Annotated in this window: 15 protein-coding genes; 11 read left to right on the top strand and 4 right to left on the bottom strand. The window is 30.3% G+C overall.

Annotation, left to right across the window (positions count from 1 at the left end):
- Window positions 1-160: 160 nt before the first annotated feature.
- The 8 genes from FF125_RS16270 (at window position 161) to FF125_RS16235 (ending at window position 9,007) form a co-directional block, all read left to right on the top strand.
- A complete protein-coding gene (locus tag FF125_RS16270) occupies window positions 161-571 on the top strand; it encodes a response regulator (RefSeq protein ID WP_138950776.1) in 411 nt (136 codons plus the stop codon).
- A gap of 1 nt (window position 572) precedes the next feature.
- Window positions 573-1,112, top strand: a complete 540-nt coding sequence (locus FF125_RS16265) for a heme NO-binding domain-containing protein (RefSeq protein ID WP_138950775.1) — start codon at window positions 573-575, stop codon at window positions 1,110-1,112.
- Window positions 1,112-3,088 (top strand): PAS domain S-box protein, encoded by a 1,977-nt coding sequence (locus FF125_RS16260; RefSeq protein WP_138950774.1) that lies wholly within the window; start codon window positions 1,112-1,114, stop codon window positions 3,086-3,088. The genes FF125_RS16265 and FF125_RS16260 overlap by 1 nt, the downstream gene beginning before the upstream one ends.
- A gap of 2 nt (window positions 3,089-3,090) precedes the next feature.
- Entirely contained in the window at window positions 3,091-4,224 is a 1,134-nt protein-coding gene (locus FF125_RS16255; RefSeq protein ID WP_138950773.1) for an FIST signal transduction protein, read from the top strand.
- Entirely contained in the window at window positions 4,224-5,291 is a 1,068-nt protein-coding gene (locus FF125_RS16250; RefSeq protein ID WP_138950772.1) for a sensor histidine kinase, read from the top strand. The genes FF125_RS16255 and FF125_RS16250 overlap by 1 nt, the downstream gene beginning before the upstream one ends.
- Window positions 5,278-5,595, top strand: a complete 318-nt coding sequence (locus FF125_RS16245; RefSeq protein ID WP_138950771.1) for an Hpt domain-containing protein — start codon at window positions 5,278-5,280, stop codon at window positions 5,593-5,595. The genes FF125_RS16250 and FF125_RS16245 overlap by 14 nt, the downstream gene beginning before the upstream one ends.
- A gap of 10 nt (window positions 5,596-5,605) precedes the next feature.
- A complete protein-coding gene (locus tag FF125_RS16240; RefSeq protein ID WP_138950770.1) occupies window positions 5,606-6,316 on the top strand; it encodes a LytR/AlgR family response regulator transcription factor in 711 nt (236 codons plus the stop codon).
- A 108-nt stretch (window positions 6,317-6,424) separates the two neighbouring features.
- Window positions 6,425-9,007, top strand: coding sequence for a DUF6923 family protein (locus FF125_RS16235; protein WP_138950769.1), 2,583 nt, complete (start codon window positions 6,425-6,427; stop codon window positions 9,005-9,007).
- 160 nt (window positions 9,008-9,167) lie between these two features.
- On the opposite strand, the gene FF125_RS16230 is transcribed toward FF125_RS16235, so the two are convergent.
- On the bottom strand, window positions 9,168-11,228 hold the full coding sequence (locus tag FF125_RS16230) for a tetratricopeptide repeat protein (RefSeq protein ID WP_138950768.1): 2,061 nt from the start codon (window positions 11,226-11,228) through the stop codon (window positions 9,168-9,170).
- 157 nt (window positions 11,229-11,385) lie between these two features.
- Between FF125_RS16230 and FF125_RS16225 the strand changes: the two genes are divergently transcribed.
- From FF125_RS16225 to FF125_RS16215, 3 genes are all read left to right on the top strand, one after another.
- The gene (locus tag FF125_RS16225) at window positions 11,386-11,664 is read left to right on the top strand and encodes an STAS domain-containing protein (RefSeq protein WP_138950767.1); all 279 of its coding nucleotides are present in this window, start codon (window positions 11,386-11,388) and stop codon (window positions 11,662-11,664) included.
- A 329-nt stretch (window positions 11,665-11,993) separates the two neighbouring features.
- A complete protein-coding gene (locus FF125_RS16220; RefSeq protein ID WP_138950766.1) occupies window positions 11,994-13,244 on the top strand; it encodes an oligosaccharide flippase family protein in 1,251 nt (416 codons plus the stop codon).
- A 119-nt stretch (window positions 13,245-13,363) separates the two neighbouring features.
- Complete coding sequence (locus tag FF125_RS16215) at window positions 13,364-14,566, top strand: glycosyltransferase (RefSeq protein ID WP_138950765.1); 1,203 nt, start codon at window positions 13,364-13,366, stop codon at window positions 14,564-14,566.
- Between the two features lie 2 nt (window positions 14,567-14,568).
- Here FF125_RS16215 and FF125_RS16210 read toward each other — a convergent pair whose 3' ends face one another.
- Genes FF125_RS16210 through FF125_RS16200 form a run of 3 tightly spaced genes read right to left on the bottom strand, consistent with a single transcriptional unit; the run spans window position 14,569 to window position 20,374 of the window.
- Entirely contained in the window at window positions 14,569-16,086 is a 1,518-nt protein-coding gene (locus tag FF125_RS16210) for a glycoside hydrolase family 2 TIM barrel-domain containing protein (protein WP_138950764.1), read from the bottom strand.
- Window positions 16,083-17,285, bottom strand: a complete 1,203-nt coding sequence (locus FF125_RS16205; RefSeq protein ID WP_250629607.1) for a hypothetical protein — start codon at window positions 17,283-17,285, stop codon at window positions 16,083-16,085. The genes FF125_RS16210 and FF125_RS16205 overlap by 4 nt, the downstream gene beginning before the upstream one ends.
- A complete protein-coding gene (locus FF125_RS16200; RefSeq protein ID WP_138950763.1) occupies window positions 17,285-20,374 on the bottom strand; it encodes a hypothetical protein in 3,090 nt (1,029 codons plus the stop codon). The genes FF125_RS16205 and FF125_RS16200 overlap by 1 nt, the downstream gene beginning before the upstream one ends.
- Window positions 20,375-20,479: the final 105 nt, after the last annotated feature.

Raw genomic sequence — 20,479 nt, 5'->3', positions numbered from 1 at the left:
TTTTGCTAATATTTTTATTAGTGAATTCTAATATTAAAAACCATTCGTCGACACTTTTGGGTTAATCATCTACAGTTAAAGTGCAATTAACAAATGATTATTTTTAAATAATAGATTAGGATTACTTTTATAGTCTAATTAGACTAAAATAAGTGGTAAAATGAAAAATTTGAAAGTATTATTAATCGAAGATGATTTAATCGAAGTAATGAAATTTAAGCGAGCTATTTCTTCGCTTGATCTAAATCATCAAGTAATTGAAGCCAATAATGGTGAAGATGCCTTAAAGATTTTAGAAGAAAAAGACAATATTCCAGACATAATCTTGTTAGACTTAAACATGCCTAAAATTAACGGAATAGAATTTTTATCTATACTTAAAAAGGATAGTACTCTAAAATATGTCCCAACTGTTATTCTTACAACCTCAAGCAATCAACGAGATTTATTGGCATGTTACGAAATTGGAATTGCTGGTTATGTGCTAAAACCTTTAAAGTATGAAGATTATGTTCATAAAATTGAAAAATTATTAGCCTATTGGAGTATTAATGAATTAAAGAAATTATAAAATGAAAGGTATTGTTTTTACTGAGTTTTTAGATTTAGTTGAAGCTAAATTTGGGCTTGAAATGGTTGATAAAATAATCAATGAATCCGATTTAGAATCAAACGGAGCCTATACAGCTGTTGGAACTTATAGTTTTTCTGAAATGTTACAACTATTGCAACATCTTAGTGAAAATACAGGTATTTCAAAAGATGATTTATTATTGGTTTATGCCGAGCATTTTTTCGCTGTATTGGCAGAAAGTTATCCAGGCCTTATAGAAACATATAAAGATCCTATTGAGATGCTCGCTTCTATTGAGAACCACATACATATAGAAGTAAGAAAAATATATCCTGATGCTGAACTTCCTACTTTTGAAATTTTAGAAAGAACAGACAATTCATTAATTATGATTTATAAGTCTAGCCGAGCTATGCATTATTTTGGATTGGGCTTAATGAATAAAACTTTTGAGCATTTTAATTCTTCCGCAACTATTAATTTAGAAAAAATAAAAGAAGATGGCACTGAAGTTAAGTTTACAATTCAGAAAAATTAATGAGTCAGCATCAGATCGACATATTAAAACGAGCATTAGCTAGAGAGAAAACGGCAAGAAAACAAGCTGAAAAAATATTAGAACACAAAGCTACTGAACTCTTTGAAGTAAATGAGAAATTAAAAAAGTCTAATATAGGTTTAGAAAAATTACTTTTAAGAACTGATTCTCAGTTGCAAGGTGTTTTTGAAAATATAGTAGATGCTTATGTTATAATTGATCTATCAGGAAATATCCTTAAAATGAACGAGGCCGCAGTATCATTACTTGGTTTTAAACACGCTAAGGAAGATTTCAACCTCATTAAAATGGTTCATTTTAGTGAACTGAAACGAGTTCAAGAATCATTTAAAATTCTTTTTGACGAAGGCTCTATAACGGACTTTAATGTCAATCTTATAACGAAAGATAAGCAATCTAAAATTGTTCATATAAATGCGAGTATAATTTATGATGAGGGAGTACCTGTAGCTGCACAAGGTATTGTTAGAGACATCACAAAGGAAAAAGTCCACGAAGAACAACTTATTGCATCAGAAAGTAGACTGTCTACACTTATTCTTAATCTAGACAGTGGTGTTGTTCTTGAAGACGAAAATAGAAAAATAGTACTTACAAATAATAAATTTACCGAGCTTTTTAATATAGATAATGATCCAAGTGAATTAATAGGACAGGATTGTCTGGCATCTTCAGAACAAAACAGCGTTTTATTTAAAAGTCCTGAAGGTTTTTTAAAAAGAATGCGTGAGGTAGATGAAAAAAAAGAAATTGTAATTGGTGATGAACTGGAAATGGTAAATGATAAGATTTTAGAACGAAATTACATTCCAATAGTTCAAGGTGATCAATTAAAAGGGTATTTATGGACTTTTAAAGATGTTACTTTAAATAGAACTTATAGAAAAAGTTTAGAGGATGAAAAACAAAAATACTACAACATAATTTCTAATATGAACCTAGGTTTGATAGAGGTAGACCTTGAGGATAGAATTTTGATGGTAAATCAAAGTTTGGTTAACATGACGGGCTATTCTGAAAAAGAGCTAATAGGTATCAAAGGAAAAGACATACTTCCTTTAAAAAAAGATGAAAATATATTAAAGGAAAAGTTACGTGAAAGAAAGCAAGGAAAGACAGAGTCTTATGAGCTGAGAATAAAAACTAAGGCGGGAGAAATTAGACATTGGTTGGTAAGTGGTGCACCTAATTATAACATAAAAGGAGAAATCATAGGTTCAATAGGTATCAACTTTGATATTACTGAAATTAAAAATCTACAACTTCAGAAGGAAAGTTTACTTAAAAAGTTGGAAAAAAGTAATGACGAGTTACATGAGTATGCTCATATTGTGTCACATGATTTAAAATCGCCGTTACGCAGTATTTACGCACTTACAACTTGGCTGAAAGAAGATAATAAAGACAAGTTAGATATCGCTAGTATTCAAAACTTTGATCTCATAGAATCTACTTTAGAGAAAATGGAACAGTTAATTACTGATATATTAAAGTATTCAAGTATTGGTTCTGATGAAAATGATAAAGTAAATGTTAATGTTGATAGGCTGTTAAAAGACTTATTGCAAATTAATTATACACCTGATCATATTTGTATAAAAATTCAGGATAAATTACCAACTATCTGGGGTAATAAGACAAAACTTCAACAATTATTTCAGAATCTTATTAGTAACGCTATAAAATTTATTGATAAAGAGGAAGGCTTTATAGATATATGTTTTGAAGAACTTGAAAATCACTATCAATTTTCAGTTAAAGATAACGGAATGGGAATTGATGAAAAATTTCATGATAAAATTTTTAAAATATTTCATTCTTTAAATAAACGAAAAGATTCTACGGGTATAGGATTATCTATTGTTAAAAAAATTGTTGAATTACACGAGGGTGAAATTTGGTTAGAAAGTCAACCTAATTTGGGTACGACTTTTTACTTCACGTTAAAAAAATAAAAATGAAAATAGTTCAATTACAAAAAAATAAAGGCAAAAACTGGGTGTACATATCTCCAAAACAAAAATTAACAAATCCGTTAGTTCTTGTATTTGGAAATAGATTTCTTTTAGACGACTTAGAGATATACAATGAAATAAAAGAAATGTTTCCTGATGGTCATGTTGTTTTTGGTTCTACTTGTGCAGATATAATAGGAAGTTCGGTTGAGGAAGAAAGTGTCTCAATTACGGCAATGGAATTTGAAAAAAGTCAATTTTTAATAAAGACAAGTAATATTATAAATACAGAATTAGATAGTTTTAAAACTGGAAATAATCTTATAAAACAATTACCTTCAGAAGGTTTAAAATTTATTTATGTTATTTCAGAAGGTAGTTTTGTAAATGGTAGTGAGTTAACCAAAGGTATGAATGCTGCTACAGATAATAACATATTAATAACAGGTGGTTTATGCGGTGATGCAGCACGTTTTGAAAAAACACTTGCCTCATATAATGAAGCTCCAAAAGAAGGAGAAATAGTAGCTATTGGTTTTTATGGTGAAACATTAGAAGTTACATTCTCTATTTATGGAGGTTGGACGCCTTTTGGACCGGAGCGTATTGTTACAAAATCAGAGGCAAATGTGTTATTTGAACTAGATAACCAACCCGCACTAGATTTATATAAAAAATATTTAGGAGAAAAGTCGAAAGAGTTACCTGGAGCCGCTTTATTGTATCCGTTAAATGTAAAATCTAATGATGAAAAACAATCTATCGTTAGAAGTATATTAAATATTGATGAAGAAAATAATGCTGTAATTTTAGCTGGAGATATTCCAGAAAACTCTAAAGTACAACTGATGATGACTCATGTTGATAATATTGCAAATGCATCTGAAAGGGCAGCGAAACAAGCTTTAGAATTAAGGCAAAATAAGCCAGAATTGGCTCTTCTAGTAAGTTGTATTGGCAGAAAATTGGTCTTAGACCAACGTGTTGAAGAAGAAATTGAAGAAGTCTTAAACGTTGTGGGTACTGAAACTGTTCTATCTGGATTTTATTCCTATGGAGAAATAGCACCTTTCCATGGAGAGAACAACTGTCAATTACATAATCAGACCATGACTATAACGCTAATAAGCGAATAATGAACTCATTATTAAAACGACAAATACGGAAATATTTAAGTGACGAACAGGTTGCTGACAAAAAATTAGAACAATTTTTGTCAGCTATTAATAGCTCATACAATAATTTTGACGATCAGTTTACCATGCAGCAAAGAGCTATGGGAATCAGTTCAGAAGAGTTGTTTAATGCAAATAAACAATTACGACAAGAGTCAAAATTGCAACAAGAAGTTATTGATAAGCTAAAGCGAGTTATTGAAACCCTGAAATTTTATGATTTACCAGAACATGAAATTAAAGAAAACTTAGAATTAGACGGTTTAAAGTTGGTAGAATTTATTGATAATCAAACCAAAGAAATAGTTGAAATAAATAAACAACGTGAAACCTTATTAAGTGAACTGGCCTATCAAAATCAAGAATTAAGTGATTATGCTCATATGGTTTCTCACGATTTAAAATCACCTCTTCGGAGTATAGATTCATTAACAGCTTGGTTAAAGGAAGATTATCATGATATTATTGATAAGAATGGTAAAGAAAGTCTAGAATTAATAAGGAATAACGTAGAGAAAATGGAATTGCTAATTAATGGTATTCTAGAGTACTCAACCATTGGTAATAACAAAGAAGAATTTTACGATGTCAATATCGATGTGCTTTTTAATGATATAATTAATTTAATTGAAGTACCTGAACATATTACAATTCATAAATTAAAAGTATTACCACGTATAAAAGGTGATAAATACAGGTTGCAACAGTTGTTTCAAAATTTAATTACGAATGCCATTAATTACAATGACAAAGAAAAAGGCATTATAGAGATAGGTTACGAAGATAAAAATGATTTTTGGCAATTTTATATAAAAGATAATGGTATTGGCATAGATCAGGCTTACTTTGAAAAGATTTTTAAAACCTTTCAAAAATTAGAAAATAAAATTGGATCCACGGGTATTGGACTATCCATAGTTAAGAAAATTGTCGATTTGTATGGCGGAAAAATATGGCTAGAATCTCAGTTAACTAAGGGAACTACCTTTTATTTTACACTAAAAAAAGAACCTCATGGAACAACCTAATTTATCATATATTAATAGCATGTCAGGTGGTGATAAAGCCTTTGAACAAAAACTTATTGAAATAATACAGTTAGAGTTTCCAGAAGAAAAAAAAATATATTTCTCAAACTTTAATGCTAAGGATTTTAAACAAATTGCTGAGAATGTTCATAAACTTAAACATAAAATTAGTATTTTAGGGCTTGAAAAAAGTTATGAGGTTGCAGTAGCTTATGAAAATAATTTACATGATGGTAATATAGACCTTCATGAAGAGTTTGAAGCGATTTTAACTACCATGACTAATTATCTAGAACTTTTATAATTAGTGATTTATGAATTGTATTATTATTGATGATGAAGCGACGGCCAGACTTATAATTAATCAATTATGCTCTACTATAAAAAGCCTTACTGTTGTAGATGATTTTCCAAATGCAATTCAAGCTATTAAGTTTTTAAATCAAAATGAGATAGATTTAATCTTTTTAGATATCCATATGCCTGATTTTACGGGCTTTGACTTTATTGATACCTTAAAAAATCCACCAAAAATTATTTTAACAACATCAGATGCTAATTTTGCTATTCAGGCATTTGAATACGATTGTATTGTAGATTATTTAGTAAAACCAATTACTCCAGAACGTTTTCAAAAAGCCATTGTAAAAGCTGAATCTATAAAAACGGAAGTTAAAGAACCTATAAATATTGATAAAGAAAGTGCTTTGTCTGATAATCATTTATATGTTAACATAGATAGGCGGTTAATTAAAATTGATATTCCTAGTATTTATCTGGTTGAAGCTAAGGGGGATTATATTCGTGTAAAAACCGAAGATAAAAATTATACAGTGCATTCAACCTTAAAAAAAATAGAAGATAAATTACCTAAAGATTTGTTTTTAAAAGTACATCGTTCCTTTATTATAAATATTAAAAAGATAATTGACATAGAAGATAATAGTGTGTTGATTAAGAAAGATGTAATTCCTGTAAGTCGCTCTAATAGGCCAGAATTAATGAAACGTTTGAATTTGCTTTAAGGACTTAACTTCAGTATTAAACCATTCGTCTATACTTACCTTTCATCCAACGAAAATTACAATTCAAGCCTCCTTATTACTATAAATTTGTGGTATAAATAATATATCATGAAAAAATTAATAGTACTATTAGCATTATGTTTCTTAAACGTAAACGCACAAGATGTTCCGTTTAATTGTGATTATAATGCATACCTTTTTCAAAATAATGATGTTTTTGCAATAGACTTAGCGTCAGGGAATTCGTATACTGTTGCCACCGATATCACTAAAGGGAGTGTTAATGCAACGGCTTATAACCCTGTAGATGGTTATATCTGGGGTTCATTAAGTAGCCCAGAAAAATCAATAGTACGTATTGGTAAGAATTTTCAAACAACAACATATTATATAGATGAATTACCATCGAGCAATCGTTATGTTGGAGATATTAGCTCTGAAGGAATCTATTATTTAAAAGCCGGTGGTAAAACGTATTATAAAATAGATTTGAATCCTGAATCTGATAATTACACAAAATATATGTCTGCAGAACGTTTGTCTCAAAGCATTAGCGTTCACGATTGGGCTTTTAATGCCGTAGATGGAAATTTATATGCCGTTGAAAAAACTACGAATATTTTATATCGAATTGATCCTGCAACGAGTAATGTGCAATCACTTGGAATTGTTCCTATTCTTACAGGATTAAATTATACCTACGGAGCTGTTTATTTTGATGCTTCTGGTCGTTTTTACGTCTCTGCAAATCAAACAGGAACAATTTATGTTATTCAAAATGTCCAAGATTTAAACGGTAAAAACACGATGGATTCGAACTTATTTGCTTTCGGTCCTTCAAGTTCTAGTAATGATGGTGCTCGTTGTCCTACTGCTCCTGTATTACAAGAAGATTGTACGAATGGTATTGATGATGATGGTGATGGTTTAATTGACTGTGAAGATCCTTCTTGTTCAGGATATGCTGCTTGTCCTGTACTTGTAGCTCCAACTTCAACTGCTAATTCTGGAGGGTTAGAAAGTAATAATAGATTGTCACAACAAATTAGTAAACGAAATTTTGAACGTACTAAAAGTAGTTATAAGTTTGATAAGACAAGTGCGAAAAAAGTTTCGAAAACACTTAAATATGGAAAAAAATCAAGCAAAACGGGTATAGAGCTAACCGATTTTATTCCTTTTGGTACCATTGGAGAAGATAACATCATAGAGTCATCACCTAAGGATTTGATAAATATAACAAATGCCACCAATATTTATTCGGTAGATTATATGAAAGAAAATCAGGCTGTAGCTTCTATTTTATTACTTGAAACGGAAAAAGGTGTTTATGAACAAACCAAATATATATGCGATAGGTTATTAGGTGCTGAACTAATTTCAGTATCAACGATAGAAATAAGAGAACAAAAATTTATAAAAGCACTCATAAGAAATATAGATGGTTCGTTAGAGTTTGTTTTAAGCTTATCTGTAAAATCAATAAATGGTAATGCTAATTTTGGTGTAGAAAGTCATTGGAATTTAGATAGATATGAAAAAGATGTGCCTTTTTATAACTTTCAAATTTGGTCTAATTCTTTAGACGATTTATTAAAGTTAGGTGAGGAAGTACTAAATTTATTAGAAGTACAAAAGCCCATAACAAGTTATAATAATTCTACACCGCCAACAGTATTTGTTAGAAAAGGAAAATACCTTAAAGGTAAATTAGATTTAGAGATTGTGAATACGAACAAAAGTAAGTCTGTAGTTTTTGATGGCGGATTAAGAGCAAGTGAAACAGGTTTTGTGGAGTACGTATCTACAAATGTAGATTTAGACGGTAATTATATTTCTAATGTGCAGGTAGATGCAGGAAATCTTTTCGATATAGGTTTTAGAATTGGTGATGGAACAGAAACTCCAGATGATTTATTTATGTCTGACGGTCCTTGGGGATATGATGATGCTGCTCCGAGTACATCAGTAATGAAATATAACATTGAATCGAATGATTATACTTTTAATGATGATGATTTTCCAATTGAAAGAAATATAGAATTAGAAGCAACAACAAGTGAGTATATTGCTGCGTATAGAGCATTAACACCGAAATTCAGTCCTGTAGATTTATCAGATTACAATAGTTTGAAAATGAGAGCGAAAGGAACAGGGATGTTAATCATAAGATTAGTAAAAAAAGGTATTGAGAATTGGGAAACTCAATTTAAAACTTCTATAACATTAACAGAAACTTTACAAGATTTTACAGTTCCTTTTTCAGATTTTACATCTGATAACGGTGAAAGTTTAGAATTAAATGATGTAACTTCTATGGTTTTTACAATGCTTGCAGAAAGTGGTGTTAAAGAGACCAAAGAAATGCACTTAAAGCAATTGCGTTTTACTACTGGTAAAACCTTAGCTGTTGAAAATTTAAATAGTGGTGACGATTTATTAAATCCTATTGTTGTACCGAACCCAATGACCACAAGTTCTAAAATTCATTTTACATCGCAACAAGCGGAAAATGTAACCTTGTTCGTATACAATCAATTGGGTACTCTAGTAAAACAAGTGTCATTTCAAACTGTAGTTGGTAAAAATGAGATACCTCTAAATAAAGATAATTTAACTTCAGGAATGTATTTGTGTAAAGTGAAAAGTAACTATGTAGAATATAAAACCACCAAACTAATTGTAAATTGATTATTGGGGAATTTTCATTAGTGTTTGGGCAAAAGAAATTTTCTTTTGCCTTTTTTTTATGGGGATAGATGTGAAAGTAAAAAAAGAAAATAGTCTATTTCTAGACCGTTTTATCCTTTTTTAGAAATAGTGATACATTATAACAACGTCTACCTATAGTTTACTTTCTGAAAGTCGGTGAATCAAATAAATACCATTTAAAGCGAATCCCAATTTCAGTAAATGTAAAACCAGCAGCAGTGGCAGAAGCAATGTTACTTCGTGTTCCGAAAATATTAGCTGCAGCACGCGATGAAAATTTATATCCTAATTTCGCTTGAATTCTGTAAGTACTTTGGCTACTATCATCTTCAATGTATTGTAACCCTGTAGCTGCGGTTAACTCATAAAACCATTCCTTAGGTTTAGTAATAACCTCGTCTTTAATTAAATTAACAAATACCTCAACGGCATTAAATTTGTTCGGACTAAAATAGATGGTTGGTACTTGATTTTTGAAAGTAATATATTGGTAGTTTAAACCAGCCTTTAAGGAAGGTTTACTTAAAATGTTATAGTATAAAGATGTAAATAATAGGTTTCTAGTATTATCATCGTTTTGAGATGTATAATAGTATTGTGTAAACCAACCTAATTTAAAATTTGTACTTAAATTATAATTAGCATAATAATTGTTTTGTACTATTTCACGATCTAATAATTCAGCGTTAAAACTTTGTACTTCGCGTTTATAACCAATATCTAACGTCTGTAATTTAAACGGTTTAATATTAAAAGATAGGTCTGTTAATAGCTGTGTATAGTCTGTGTCATTTGCATTAGCTGCCATAATACCTGCTGTACCTCTAAAGGTAACATTAGGTAGTAACTGGTAAGCTAAACCTAAACTAAAATCATTAGAAGTAGCCTTATTATCAGTTACTGAATTACTTGTGTTTCTGTAATTGTAACTACCCAGTGCTTTCAGTTTCGTAGATAATGGAAACTCTAAACTATTATTAAACGCAAATGCTTCGTTATCACCGTTATCAAAAGTATAAGATGCCTTTCCTTCGTAAGATGGAGTAAAAGTAGTGTTGAGGTTTTTTATAAAATTAGAAGCATCTTTCTGATTGTTGTAAAACTTTAATGTGTTTTCTGCCGATAGATAAGCATCATCATAAAAACCCAAAGCTTTTAAAGCATTTGCTTTTCCTAAATTACCATCAAAAGAGGTGCTGTCATTCACTAAAATTTGATTGTAATCTGTAACACTCTTTTTAAAATCACTTTTGTATATATTTAATGTTGCACGTAAGGCCAAGATCCAATTTTCATTTGGTTTAGAGCTGATTAAATTAGCAATAAGTTTATCAGCTGGTTTAAATTGTTTATTCCAAATAAGAGCTTGAATATGACGTTCTGTAGTAGGTTGAACTAGTGATGGGTCAGAAATCGTATCTATACTTTTATAGGCTTGCTTACTAAGCTCTAAAGCTACTTTTTCTTTACCATTTAAATGCGATACTAATGCTAAACCGTTCAATGCAGTTATTTTATTATTCGGGTTTGTGGCCAATAGATCGTAAGTGGCTTTGGCGTCCTCTAAACGATTCGCAATTAAATAAAGGTTAGCTAGGTTTAACAAGGTTTCTTTGTCATTATTAAAAAGGGTTAGGTTTTCTTTTAACAGTGATTCAGCTTCGTTATACTGCTGTGCTTGTTGTTTCTGATAAGCATATCCTAAATACATATACTTTTTAGAAGTTAATGCGTTTGGGTTTCCGGGTAACACTTCTAATGCTTTGTTTACATAAACTAAAGCATCTTCATATTCTTTTAAATTGGAAAGGGTATTCGCATAACTTAATAAAGCAGGAAAACTTTTAGGGTCTTCATCTATCAAACTTTTAAAATAGGTTTTAGCTTTGGTAAAATTGCTATTCCATAATAAGGACTCTCCATAATTTAGCTTTACCTCAAAGTCACTTGGATAATCTGCTAATAAATTGGTAAATAATATATTCGCTTCTTCTGGTTTTCCATTAAGTCCAATTGCACGTCCATAACACAAGCGTGCAGTCTTATTATTTGGATAATCCTTTAAAACGGTTTGAAAAAACGTTTCCGCTTTTGCATATTTTCCTGTTTCTAAATACGTAAAACCTTCTTGCATCTCTTGAGAATAAATAACAGTAGATGCTAAAACGGTGAACAGAAGCAATAGCTTTTTAATAATCATAGTGTAATAAATTTAAAAGAAGACCAAGTTAAACATAAGTATTTAATCATTCGTCTATAGATAACTACAACTTAACGAATATCAATTACTTTTTATTCCTTTTGTGATGATATTTGTATCATAAATAAGAGCAATATTAATTTAAAAAATAGAATTTATGGCAATTAAAATATTAAAAACCAATAATATATTTAATGTTGAAGGTCAAATTAACCTTACCACAGCAAATTATTTTAAAACACATTTAACAATTACGTTAAATTCATCAAGAGGATTGACCATCAATATTAATAAGGTTTCTGAAATTGATGAAAGTGGAATTCAAGCTTTAGAAACAATTTATGCAAATGCTTTACAATGGAACAAACCGTTTTATATAGTTGGAGAGGGAGCAAATGCTGTTTATACAAAATTTGGACATACGAATTTAGCTTAAATTATACTGATATTTATTCGAAAATTAGAAAACACATCATTTACATTCATACAACATGAACTTATTTTTATCGTTATAGAAATAATTAATAGAACTACAGCTAAACACTTAAGGTACGTATTACGAAATAGTAAAAGTACCGTATTAACCGTAAATTTTGATGGTGAAACAAATTTGATACACTCTAACAGTAAGTTTTAGAAGAACTTTTCTGAATACTAGTATCTCATTTATACGAAATTTAGCTGCTGATGTAAAGCTATGTATGATGGTTTTCAATTTAATCAAACAACATTTTAAAAGTACATAGTTTTTCAAAAATTAAGCCAATGCAATTTATAGCCTCATTAAAATCTAAAAAAATTACTCCAGAACAATTATTTATGCTAAGTGTTTTGGTGGTGAATGGAGGGAATTATTTATATAATTTAATTCTAGGTCGCTTATTAGGGCCAGCACAATTTGCAGATGCAGCTGTGCTAATTACATTTTTATTGGTGCTAAGTTTTGCAGCGATGACCTTTCAATTGGTAACGGCTAAATTTTCTGTGCTTTTTGAAAATCAAGTGTTGAAAGGATTTATTTCTAAAGTCTATAAAAATGCTTTGGTTGTCGGCATAATAATGGGAGTCCTAATTGTTGTTTTTGCAAACCAATTACAAAACTTATTTAATACCTCATCGTCAAATATGTTTATTGTATTTGGTTGTGGTGTACCCCTTTATTTTCTAATGAGCGTAAATCGTGGAGTCTTTCAAGGTAAAAAGAATTTTAAGTCCTTATCTATTACTTACCAAGGCGAAATGTTAAGTCGTTTAATAATAACACTTGGGCTCATTCTAATTTTTAATATACAATCATCTGTCGTAATTGCAGTTGGTATTATTGCGTCTTTTGTGTTTGGATTGATACCATTCAAAGTTCCTACTATTATTCCAAAAAAGGCATTAGAATTAAGTAAAACACATACAAAAGAGATAAGAGCATTTTTTATTATTACTGTATTTTACGAATTAACCCAAATCATTATAAACAACAGTGATATACTTTTGGTAAAACATTATTTTGAAGCTTATGAGGCTGGTTTATATGCCTCTTTAGCTTTAATTGGTAGAATGGTTTACTTTATCGCCTGGATGTTTGTAATGCTTTTATTACCAACGGTAGTTCAGCTTAAAAAAGATGGAAAAGAGACTGCTTCTATTCTTTTTAAATATGTAGGTTATATAGCGGTAATCTCAATTGCTATAATAGTACTTTGTTTAAGTTTTCCTGAAACAATTATTACCCTTTTATTTGGCGATAGTTATATTGCTATGGCTCCATTATTATGGAAATATGCAATAGCAACCTCTATGTTTGCCATATCTAATATTTTCGCTTATTACTACCTATCCTTAGATAAATATATACCTGTAGTTATTACTGGGGTATTTGGTGTGTTGCAAATGGGATTAGTTATTTTTTATCACGAAAGTTTAGAGCAAGTAGTTCATATGCAAATTATAGCGATGTTATTATTACTCGGTATTCAATTAGTATTTTTTAAATATAATCAAATAAAGGAAAAAGCTATTTAATCTAAAGAAAATTACCATTCAACTATAGTAAAGGTTCTTTGAACTAAATGTAGCTCTTTTCGAATAAATAAAGACTCAAATTTGCATCATAATAAAGAACATATTTAAACACATATATCATGAAATTAGCGATTGTCACAGCATATCCTCCTAGTAAAGTTACTCTAAATGAATATGCATATCATTTAGTAAAACACTTCAGACAAAAAGAAGAAGTAACTGAGTTAGTATTATTAACTGATTTTACAGAAGGTAAAAAGGATATTGAATTTACGGAGGCTGGTTGTAAGATAACCGTTAAGCAATGTTGGAAATTCAACAGTTACACAAACCTATTTAAGGTAACACAAGCAATAAATAAAATTAAACCAAATGCGGTGTTGTTTAATTTACAATTTATGAAATTTGGAGATAAAAAAGTAGCGGCTGCATTAGGTTTAATGTTACCACTCGTATGTAAGCTTAAAAAAATACCAAATATTGTTTTACTTCATAATATTTTAGAAGAAGTAGATTTAGGTAGTGCCGGTTTTACGACAAATAAATTAATGCAAAAAATTTATGGATTTATAGGTTCTACATTAACAAGATTAATTCTTCAAGCAGATACTGTTGCAGTTACCATGGAGAAATATGTGACTATTCTTGAAGCTAAGTATAAAGCAAAAAACGTAAAATTAATACCACATGGTACATTTGAAATACCGGAAGAACCAGATTATAAGGTCCCAACTAAACCTATGCAAATAATGACTTTTGGAAAGTTTGGTACGTATAAAAAAGTTGAGGGAATGATTGAAGCCGTTGTAAAAGTAAGGCAAGTTACAGGGTTAGATTTAGAAGTTGTTATTGCAGGAACTGATAACCCTAACGTACCAGGATATTTAGCTAAAGTTAAAGAAGATTATAAGCATGTGCCGCAAGTTCGGTTTACAGGATATGTGGAAGAACATGAAGTGCCAACTATATTTAATGAAAGTGCAGTGGTTGTATTTCCTTATACTTCTACAACAGGTAGTTCAGGTGTTTTACACCAAGCGGGAAGTTATGGTAAAGCGGTAATAATGCCAGACCTAGGAGATTTAGCATTGTTAGTGCAAGATGAAGGTTATAAAGGTGAATTTTTTGAGCCTACTTCAGTAGAAAGTTTAGCAAATGCTATTGAAAGTATCGTAACTAATGAAGCCTATAGAATGGAATTAGGTAAAGCAAATTATAAGGCAGCAACAGCATTGCCTATGAGTAAAATTGCAGACATGTACTTAGATACTTTTGAAACTATAATTTCTAGAAAAACAAAGAGAACAGCGGTTACAGCGTAAAGTTATTCCTTTGAAATATACTCAAACGCAGGTTTTTTTTCTCCGTTTTTATTTATAAATCCAAAATGTTCTTGAGCCTTTTTTCGCCAAGGAAGTCGTCCAACTACATCAGTTGGTATTTCATTAAAATCGTAAAGTGTCCAAGACATAAATTGTAACTTATTAAGTGCAATTATTTCTTGGATTTTTTTATGGTAGTTGGCTTGATCTTCATCTGAGCTGCCAAAAGGTTTCCAAAGACCACTGTAAGACGAGATTCCAAACTCTTGAAGTACTAATGGCTTATTCGGTATTTCTATTCTCATCGTTTTTATGGCAGTATCTAATTTCTCTAAATCTTCATAGTAATGAAATGATACAATATCTACTTTATCTTTTAATATAGAAGTACTTTGTGTGTTAGACCAACCAATTGTTACTGGGTGAATACTGTCTACAGATTTTACCAAATCAATCATATTGTCTAACCAAGCAATTACATTTGTTTTGCCTCTCGATTCAAAATCTAAATTAGGTTCGTTTTTAATATCCCAGCCTAACAAAGCTTTGTGATCTTTTAATGCATAAACAATTGCTGAAGCATGATGTTGATTAAGCGTCCAATTTAAAACAGAATAATCACCAAAAAAATCAAAAAGAGTGACTACTACTTTCAAATTTTCAGATTGAGCTAAATCTAATACTTGGTTAAGTTTATTTAGTTTCCCAGGTTTAACATGGGCTTTACCAAAATCTTCATATGGCACAAAAATTCTAATACTATTGAGTCCTGAATTTTTAATAATTTTAAAATCTTTTTCTATAATACTTGTATCATATTTATCTCCAAACATATCCCATGGAGAATCTTGAGGATAATAGTTAATACCTCTTATTTCATTAAAATTAATGGAAGCGGGTTTAAAGTTATTTTTATTATCGACACTTTCTTCTTTTATTATGTGTCTAATACGCCATAAACCATCTTCTAATAGTAGTATTATTTTAAAAGTAGATTTTTCCGTGTTTTCTAGAACAATGGTTTCATCCTGGTAAATTCTTTTATATTCAACAACATCTTTATCTGTAATAACAGCCAGTTTTCCGTCTTCGCTAAAAAAATCTAACGTAGGGTGATGTCTTAAAGTAGTACCTTCAATTGAAATATTTTTATCGTTATTTTGTTTAATAAATTTAATGATATTTTTCCGAGCTGTTTTAGTGTAATAGTCATTAATGCCTGTTAAAGTATTGGTTTTAAAAGCCACATGTTTTACATACCATGCATCTAAATAATCATTTTGAATGGCATACAACGTTTGGTCGTCCATTACTCGACCTTCATTTTTTAAAGACGCCCATTCTAATTGCGGTAAATATTGGTCAATCTTTTTAATTTCAGTGCGTAACATGCTGCTACGGTCTGCACCTGTATTTAAATAGCTATACAAACTACTTATACCGAACAATATAAAAACAATTAAAGCGATGTAAGACAGCACTAAAACACTTCGTAATATGTTTCTGTTAATACCTTTCATAGCTTTGTGTTAGGAAATGTTTTTTCAATTTTAGCAGTCTTTATTTTTAGGGTATAGGATTTACTTGGAAAAGTATTGTAATCTAAATTGAAAGTAGTAAAACCTTTTGATGAATTTTTAGATAGTGTTTTTAAAATCTGATTACCTTCGTATACCGAAAGTAATACTTCCAACCCGTCAGGTATCATCTGATTCATAAAACTTTTTAATGGCCCAACGGTTATGGTTCTGTTGTTTTCCGTAAAGTGAACTTCAAAATCTGAAATAATTGACTTGTATGATAATTCTATCACATCACTTTCTGCCATACCCTCAATAAAGGCTTTAATAGACCAATTTTCCTCATGGTCCGGATGAATCATTTTGGCAACTGCAATTCCATTAACAGTAGTGCCAGATGTTTTTAAAATATTTTTTGAATTATTGGTTATAAAAAAATTAACAAAGGTGCCATCACTAACTATATTTCCATAAGTATCTTTTATAATAGATGTTGAAAAAGTAGTGATTTGATTGCCATCAGAATAGTCATGATTTCTTTGGAATGAAATACTGAAGTCTGTTGGAATTCCTGGCATTACATTAAGAGTGTTTTCTTTTGAGTTTAAATCTAAACATTCAGAAGATACTAAAATTCTTCCTATTTTTTTTTCTGAATATATTTTTTTATGGGCAATTCTATTTTTCATAATGATGATGTCATCATTTTGATTTTTCAAAAATTGATGCTTTACAATAACCTTTGTACTGTCAGCTAATGGGTTGTCATAGATGTCTGTTGGAATAACAACCAACATTGAAAAGTCAGAGCCTCCCGCTCCAATACTCGGTGGGCCTAAATAAGTTTCAAGTGTTTCTGTTTTTTGTTTTGGATGTATGTAGAATTTTCCTGAAAGTGATTCCTTACTTAATAATTTCCAATGTACAACTCCCGTTTTGTTTGATAATAACTCAGGAATTTCAAAATTCAAAATATCAGAATCTATAATTGGTTCAATGAGAGTAGAACCATAACTATTGCTTACATACAAATTAGGTTTCTCGTTATTTGTATTCGAAAATTTAAAAATGATAGTATTTCCAGCAACATATTCCGTGTTTTTGGTAAGGATTTCAATATCCTCCATAGTATTGCTAGAAGGTATTGCTAACAAAGCTATCAATCCTGAAATTATCAGATATGTAAATTTTATTTTCATTAATTTGGACTCCCTATATAGGTGTTTATTTCTATTTTTATAAAACTATAATTCGCGTTTATAATAGGTTGTAACATAGTATTTGTTTGATTATTAATTCTATTGGGTATCACTTTTTTTGAAATAGCGTTGTTAGGTAAACCATTAACATAACAGTTTTTCATATCTTCATTTATTAAAGTTATGATGTCGTTTTTTAAAACTGGATATTCAAATACTTGTTGTCGTTGTTGTCTAATACCCTCCGAAATAAATTGATGATCTACCCAAAGCATGTTTTTATGCTCATCATAATAGGTAAACAATAATTGAGGGATTGTAACTTCCTCAATACCAGAATTAAATAGTTTACCCTTAATAAGTTCTTCTGAAATATCTAAATCGCTTAAAGTTGCACCTTTATATAAATCGGAGTTAGATACATTACCAGCAATTTGCAAGTTGAATTTGGTAGGTTGTTCTTCAAATTCAATGGGTGTAAATTCATCAGGATTGAATGTTTTAGGAATAGAATCTTGAGTTTTAGACCAAGCAATTCCTTCAAAATTGATTTTAAAAGAACTGATTTCCTTTGGCATTAGTTTGTGCTTGACATGATATTTTGCATTATAAGTAGCCAATTCTTTATCATCATCATTATATAATGTTCCCTTTAAAACGACGTCGGCAGGTACATTGTCAATATTTTGAACTTCACCAATTAACGCATAGCTATTATTGTGTTTTACCAATTTTGCAGAAAGAATTTCTAAATTAGGTTGCTTTAAAATATCTTCATGATGGGTTTGTTCAGTCGTTATTCGCCTTCTACCTTGATTAAAATACTTGGTAATATTATTAGAATACAATTGGTCTGGAGGTAAGTCAGAACCAATTTCTTCTGGTTGAACATACCATTTGTTTTTATGCTTAACCAAATATTTAAAATCCGTTTTGTTTATTTTTTCTAAAGGTGTAATCCATTTGGTATTAACTTTTACAGTAGCTAAACTATCCGTTTTAGAAAGTACAATTGTTTCAATAGCATCTAATTTAGCATAAGAACTCAACAATCCATCAGTTACTGAAATCTCCAACATGTATTGGTCCATTGCTAAGTTGCTTTCAGGATTTATTAAGTCATAAGCTTTTTCATATTCTTTAAAGTCTAAGGCATCATAATAGGACAATATTGCATTTTCTGGTGAATGATGAGAATCGTTTTTAATGTAGAAAATATAGATACCATAAAAGACAATAATGGCTAAAATTATGGACCAAATATGAGTGATTCTAAGAACGTTTATTGAAAATTTTGTATAATTATTTTTGAAATTTAAAAAATCTGGAATTGCCTTAGCTTTTGTTTTTAAGGCATTTACTATGAACATTTGAATGTTTAGTATAAAAGCGATAATTACGGTTATAAAAGGCATAATACCCCAAAGAATTTTTTGCCATCTAGCAACATCATCTTTTGGCAGTATAGAAGAAACGGGAGGTACATTTAGTTTTTCCCAGACTTGAATACCATTTTCTAATTGTCGTAAACGTTGCCATCCACAGAAATATAATATAGGATCATAAAATTTATCGTTAGAGAAGATATATTTGAAATTATATTTTTCAGGAGTCGTTAAAAACTGTTGCAAAGATCCAACGCCTTCAACACCTTTAAATTTTGAATTTTCTAATCGTTCAATAGGACGCGTAGTTAATTCTGGTAAACGTCTTGCTGAATGATAGTTACCGTCTACACTCATGGCATTGGTTTGTGCAGATAACCATGCCATTTGATCTCCAAATCCCAATGTCATATAACGCCATTGGTCATGTTGATCTTGATTTAGAAAATTGATTATGGGTAACATCTTTATTTTTTGAGGTTGCGAAGGCCTGAAATAGCTTAAGCTCATCGTAAAGATTGTCATAAATAGGAATAACCCCGCAAGTATTCCTCCAATTAACCGATGATATATTGCACCAAACTTCTTTTGTATTAGATCTTTTAAATCACCATCAACAAAACGATAAACAAACTCACCAAAAAGCGGCAACGACATTATAGAGGCCCATAGCGTAAAGCGGTCTAAGGTTAAAATATTAAAAGCGGTTTCACCCAAAAACATTCTAGGTATCGGAGTAGTACCTCCAGTTCCTAAAACAGTAAGAATTGTAATTGAGAGTCCAAAAAATAAATAACGCTTACTATAATATCTGTAAAATATATATGGTAAAAGTATTAATAAAACACCCCAAGGGATTAAAAAGAACACTAAACCGGACGAAGTGATTTCTAAGAAATTATCTCTAGATCCGTGTGGAATTGGTACTTGAGTAATTGGATTCGCTTTAGAATTTATCCAATACGGTAATAGACATCCAACGATGATTGCTAATGAAAGCATTCCAAAACTGACAATACGTTTAAAAAGTTGAAGAAAACTAGTTAAAAAAACTTTGAATGTTATGGCTTTAGCTGAATCTACTTTTTCCCTGGAAACATCCATAATAACCATTCCTATTAAAGGGAATATGAAGAATATCATACCGAAAATAGGGGTCACATGATGTGATGTTACGGTTACTGCAATTAAAGAAAGTGATGTAAATAGGTATTTATAACGCCCCGTTTTTATCCATAAATATATTTCTGGAAGTGAGTGCATTAACACGGAAATACCAATAATACTAGGTAGTTGACCGAAAATATGAAGTGTTTCTACGAACGATGATGAAAAAACGGCTAAAATTGCTGCATAGCCAGCTGCTGTTTTATTTGATGTGATGAGCAATGAAAACCTATAAACCCCCGTTATAAATAGAATAATACTAATTAAAGCGACGGTAAACATGCCAAATTTAAGCCCTCCAACGTAAGAAAGTGCAGCAATGGACTGATGAACTAGCGGTGGGTAACTCATAACTGTAAAGCCCGTATACCATTTATCATTCCAAGGTTCGAACCAATTGCCGGCATAGTGCTCAGCAAAAAATAGATGTATAAGTGCGTCGTAGGTTGTTTCGAGAGTAAAGAATATTGAAGTACCGTGAAAAGCAATACCTATAAGTAAAGCAACAATTAAGTATTTATTGGTTTTTTCTTTCATTTAAAGTGAACGACAATATCCACATGGTAAATATAAAAAATATAATTAGCTTATTTTATTTATCTATACAAATAAACCGTTCGTCGAAAGACATCAATGGTTTTA

This window comes from Aureibaculum algae, assembly GCF_006065315.1.
Taxonomy (GTDB): Bacteria; Bacteroidota; Bacteroidia; order Flavobacteriales; family Flavobacteriaceae; genus Aureibaculum; species Aureibaculum algae.
Note: the sequence above shows the minus strand (reverse complement) of the source record. Positions and strands in the feature narration are given on the sequence as shown.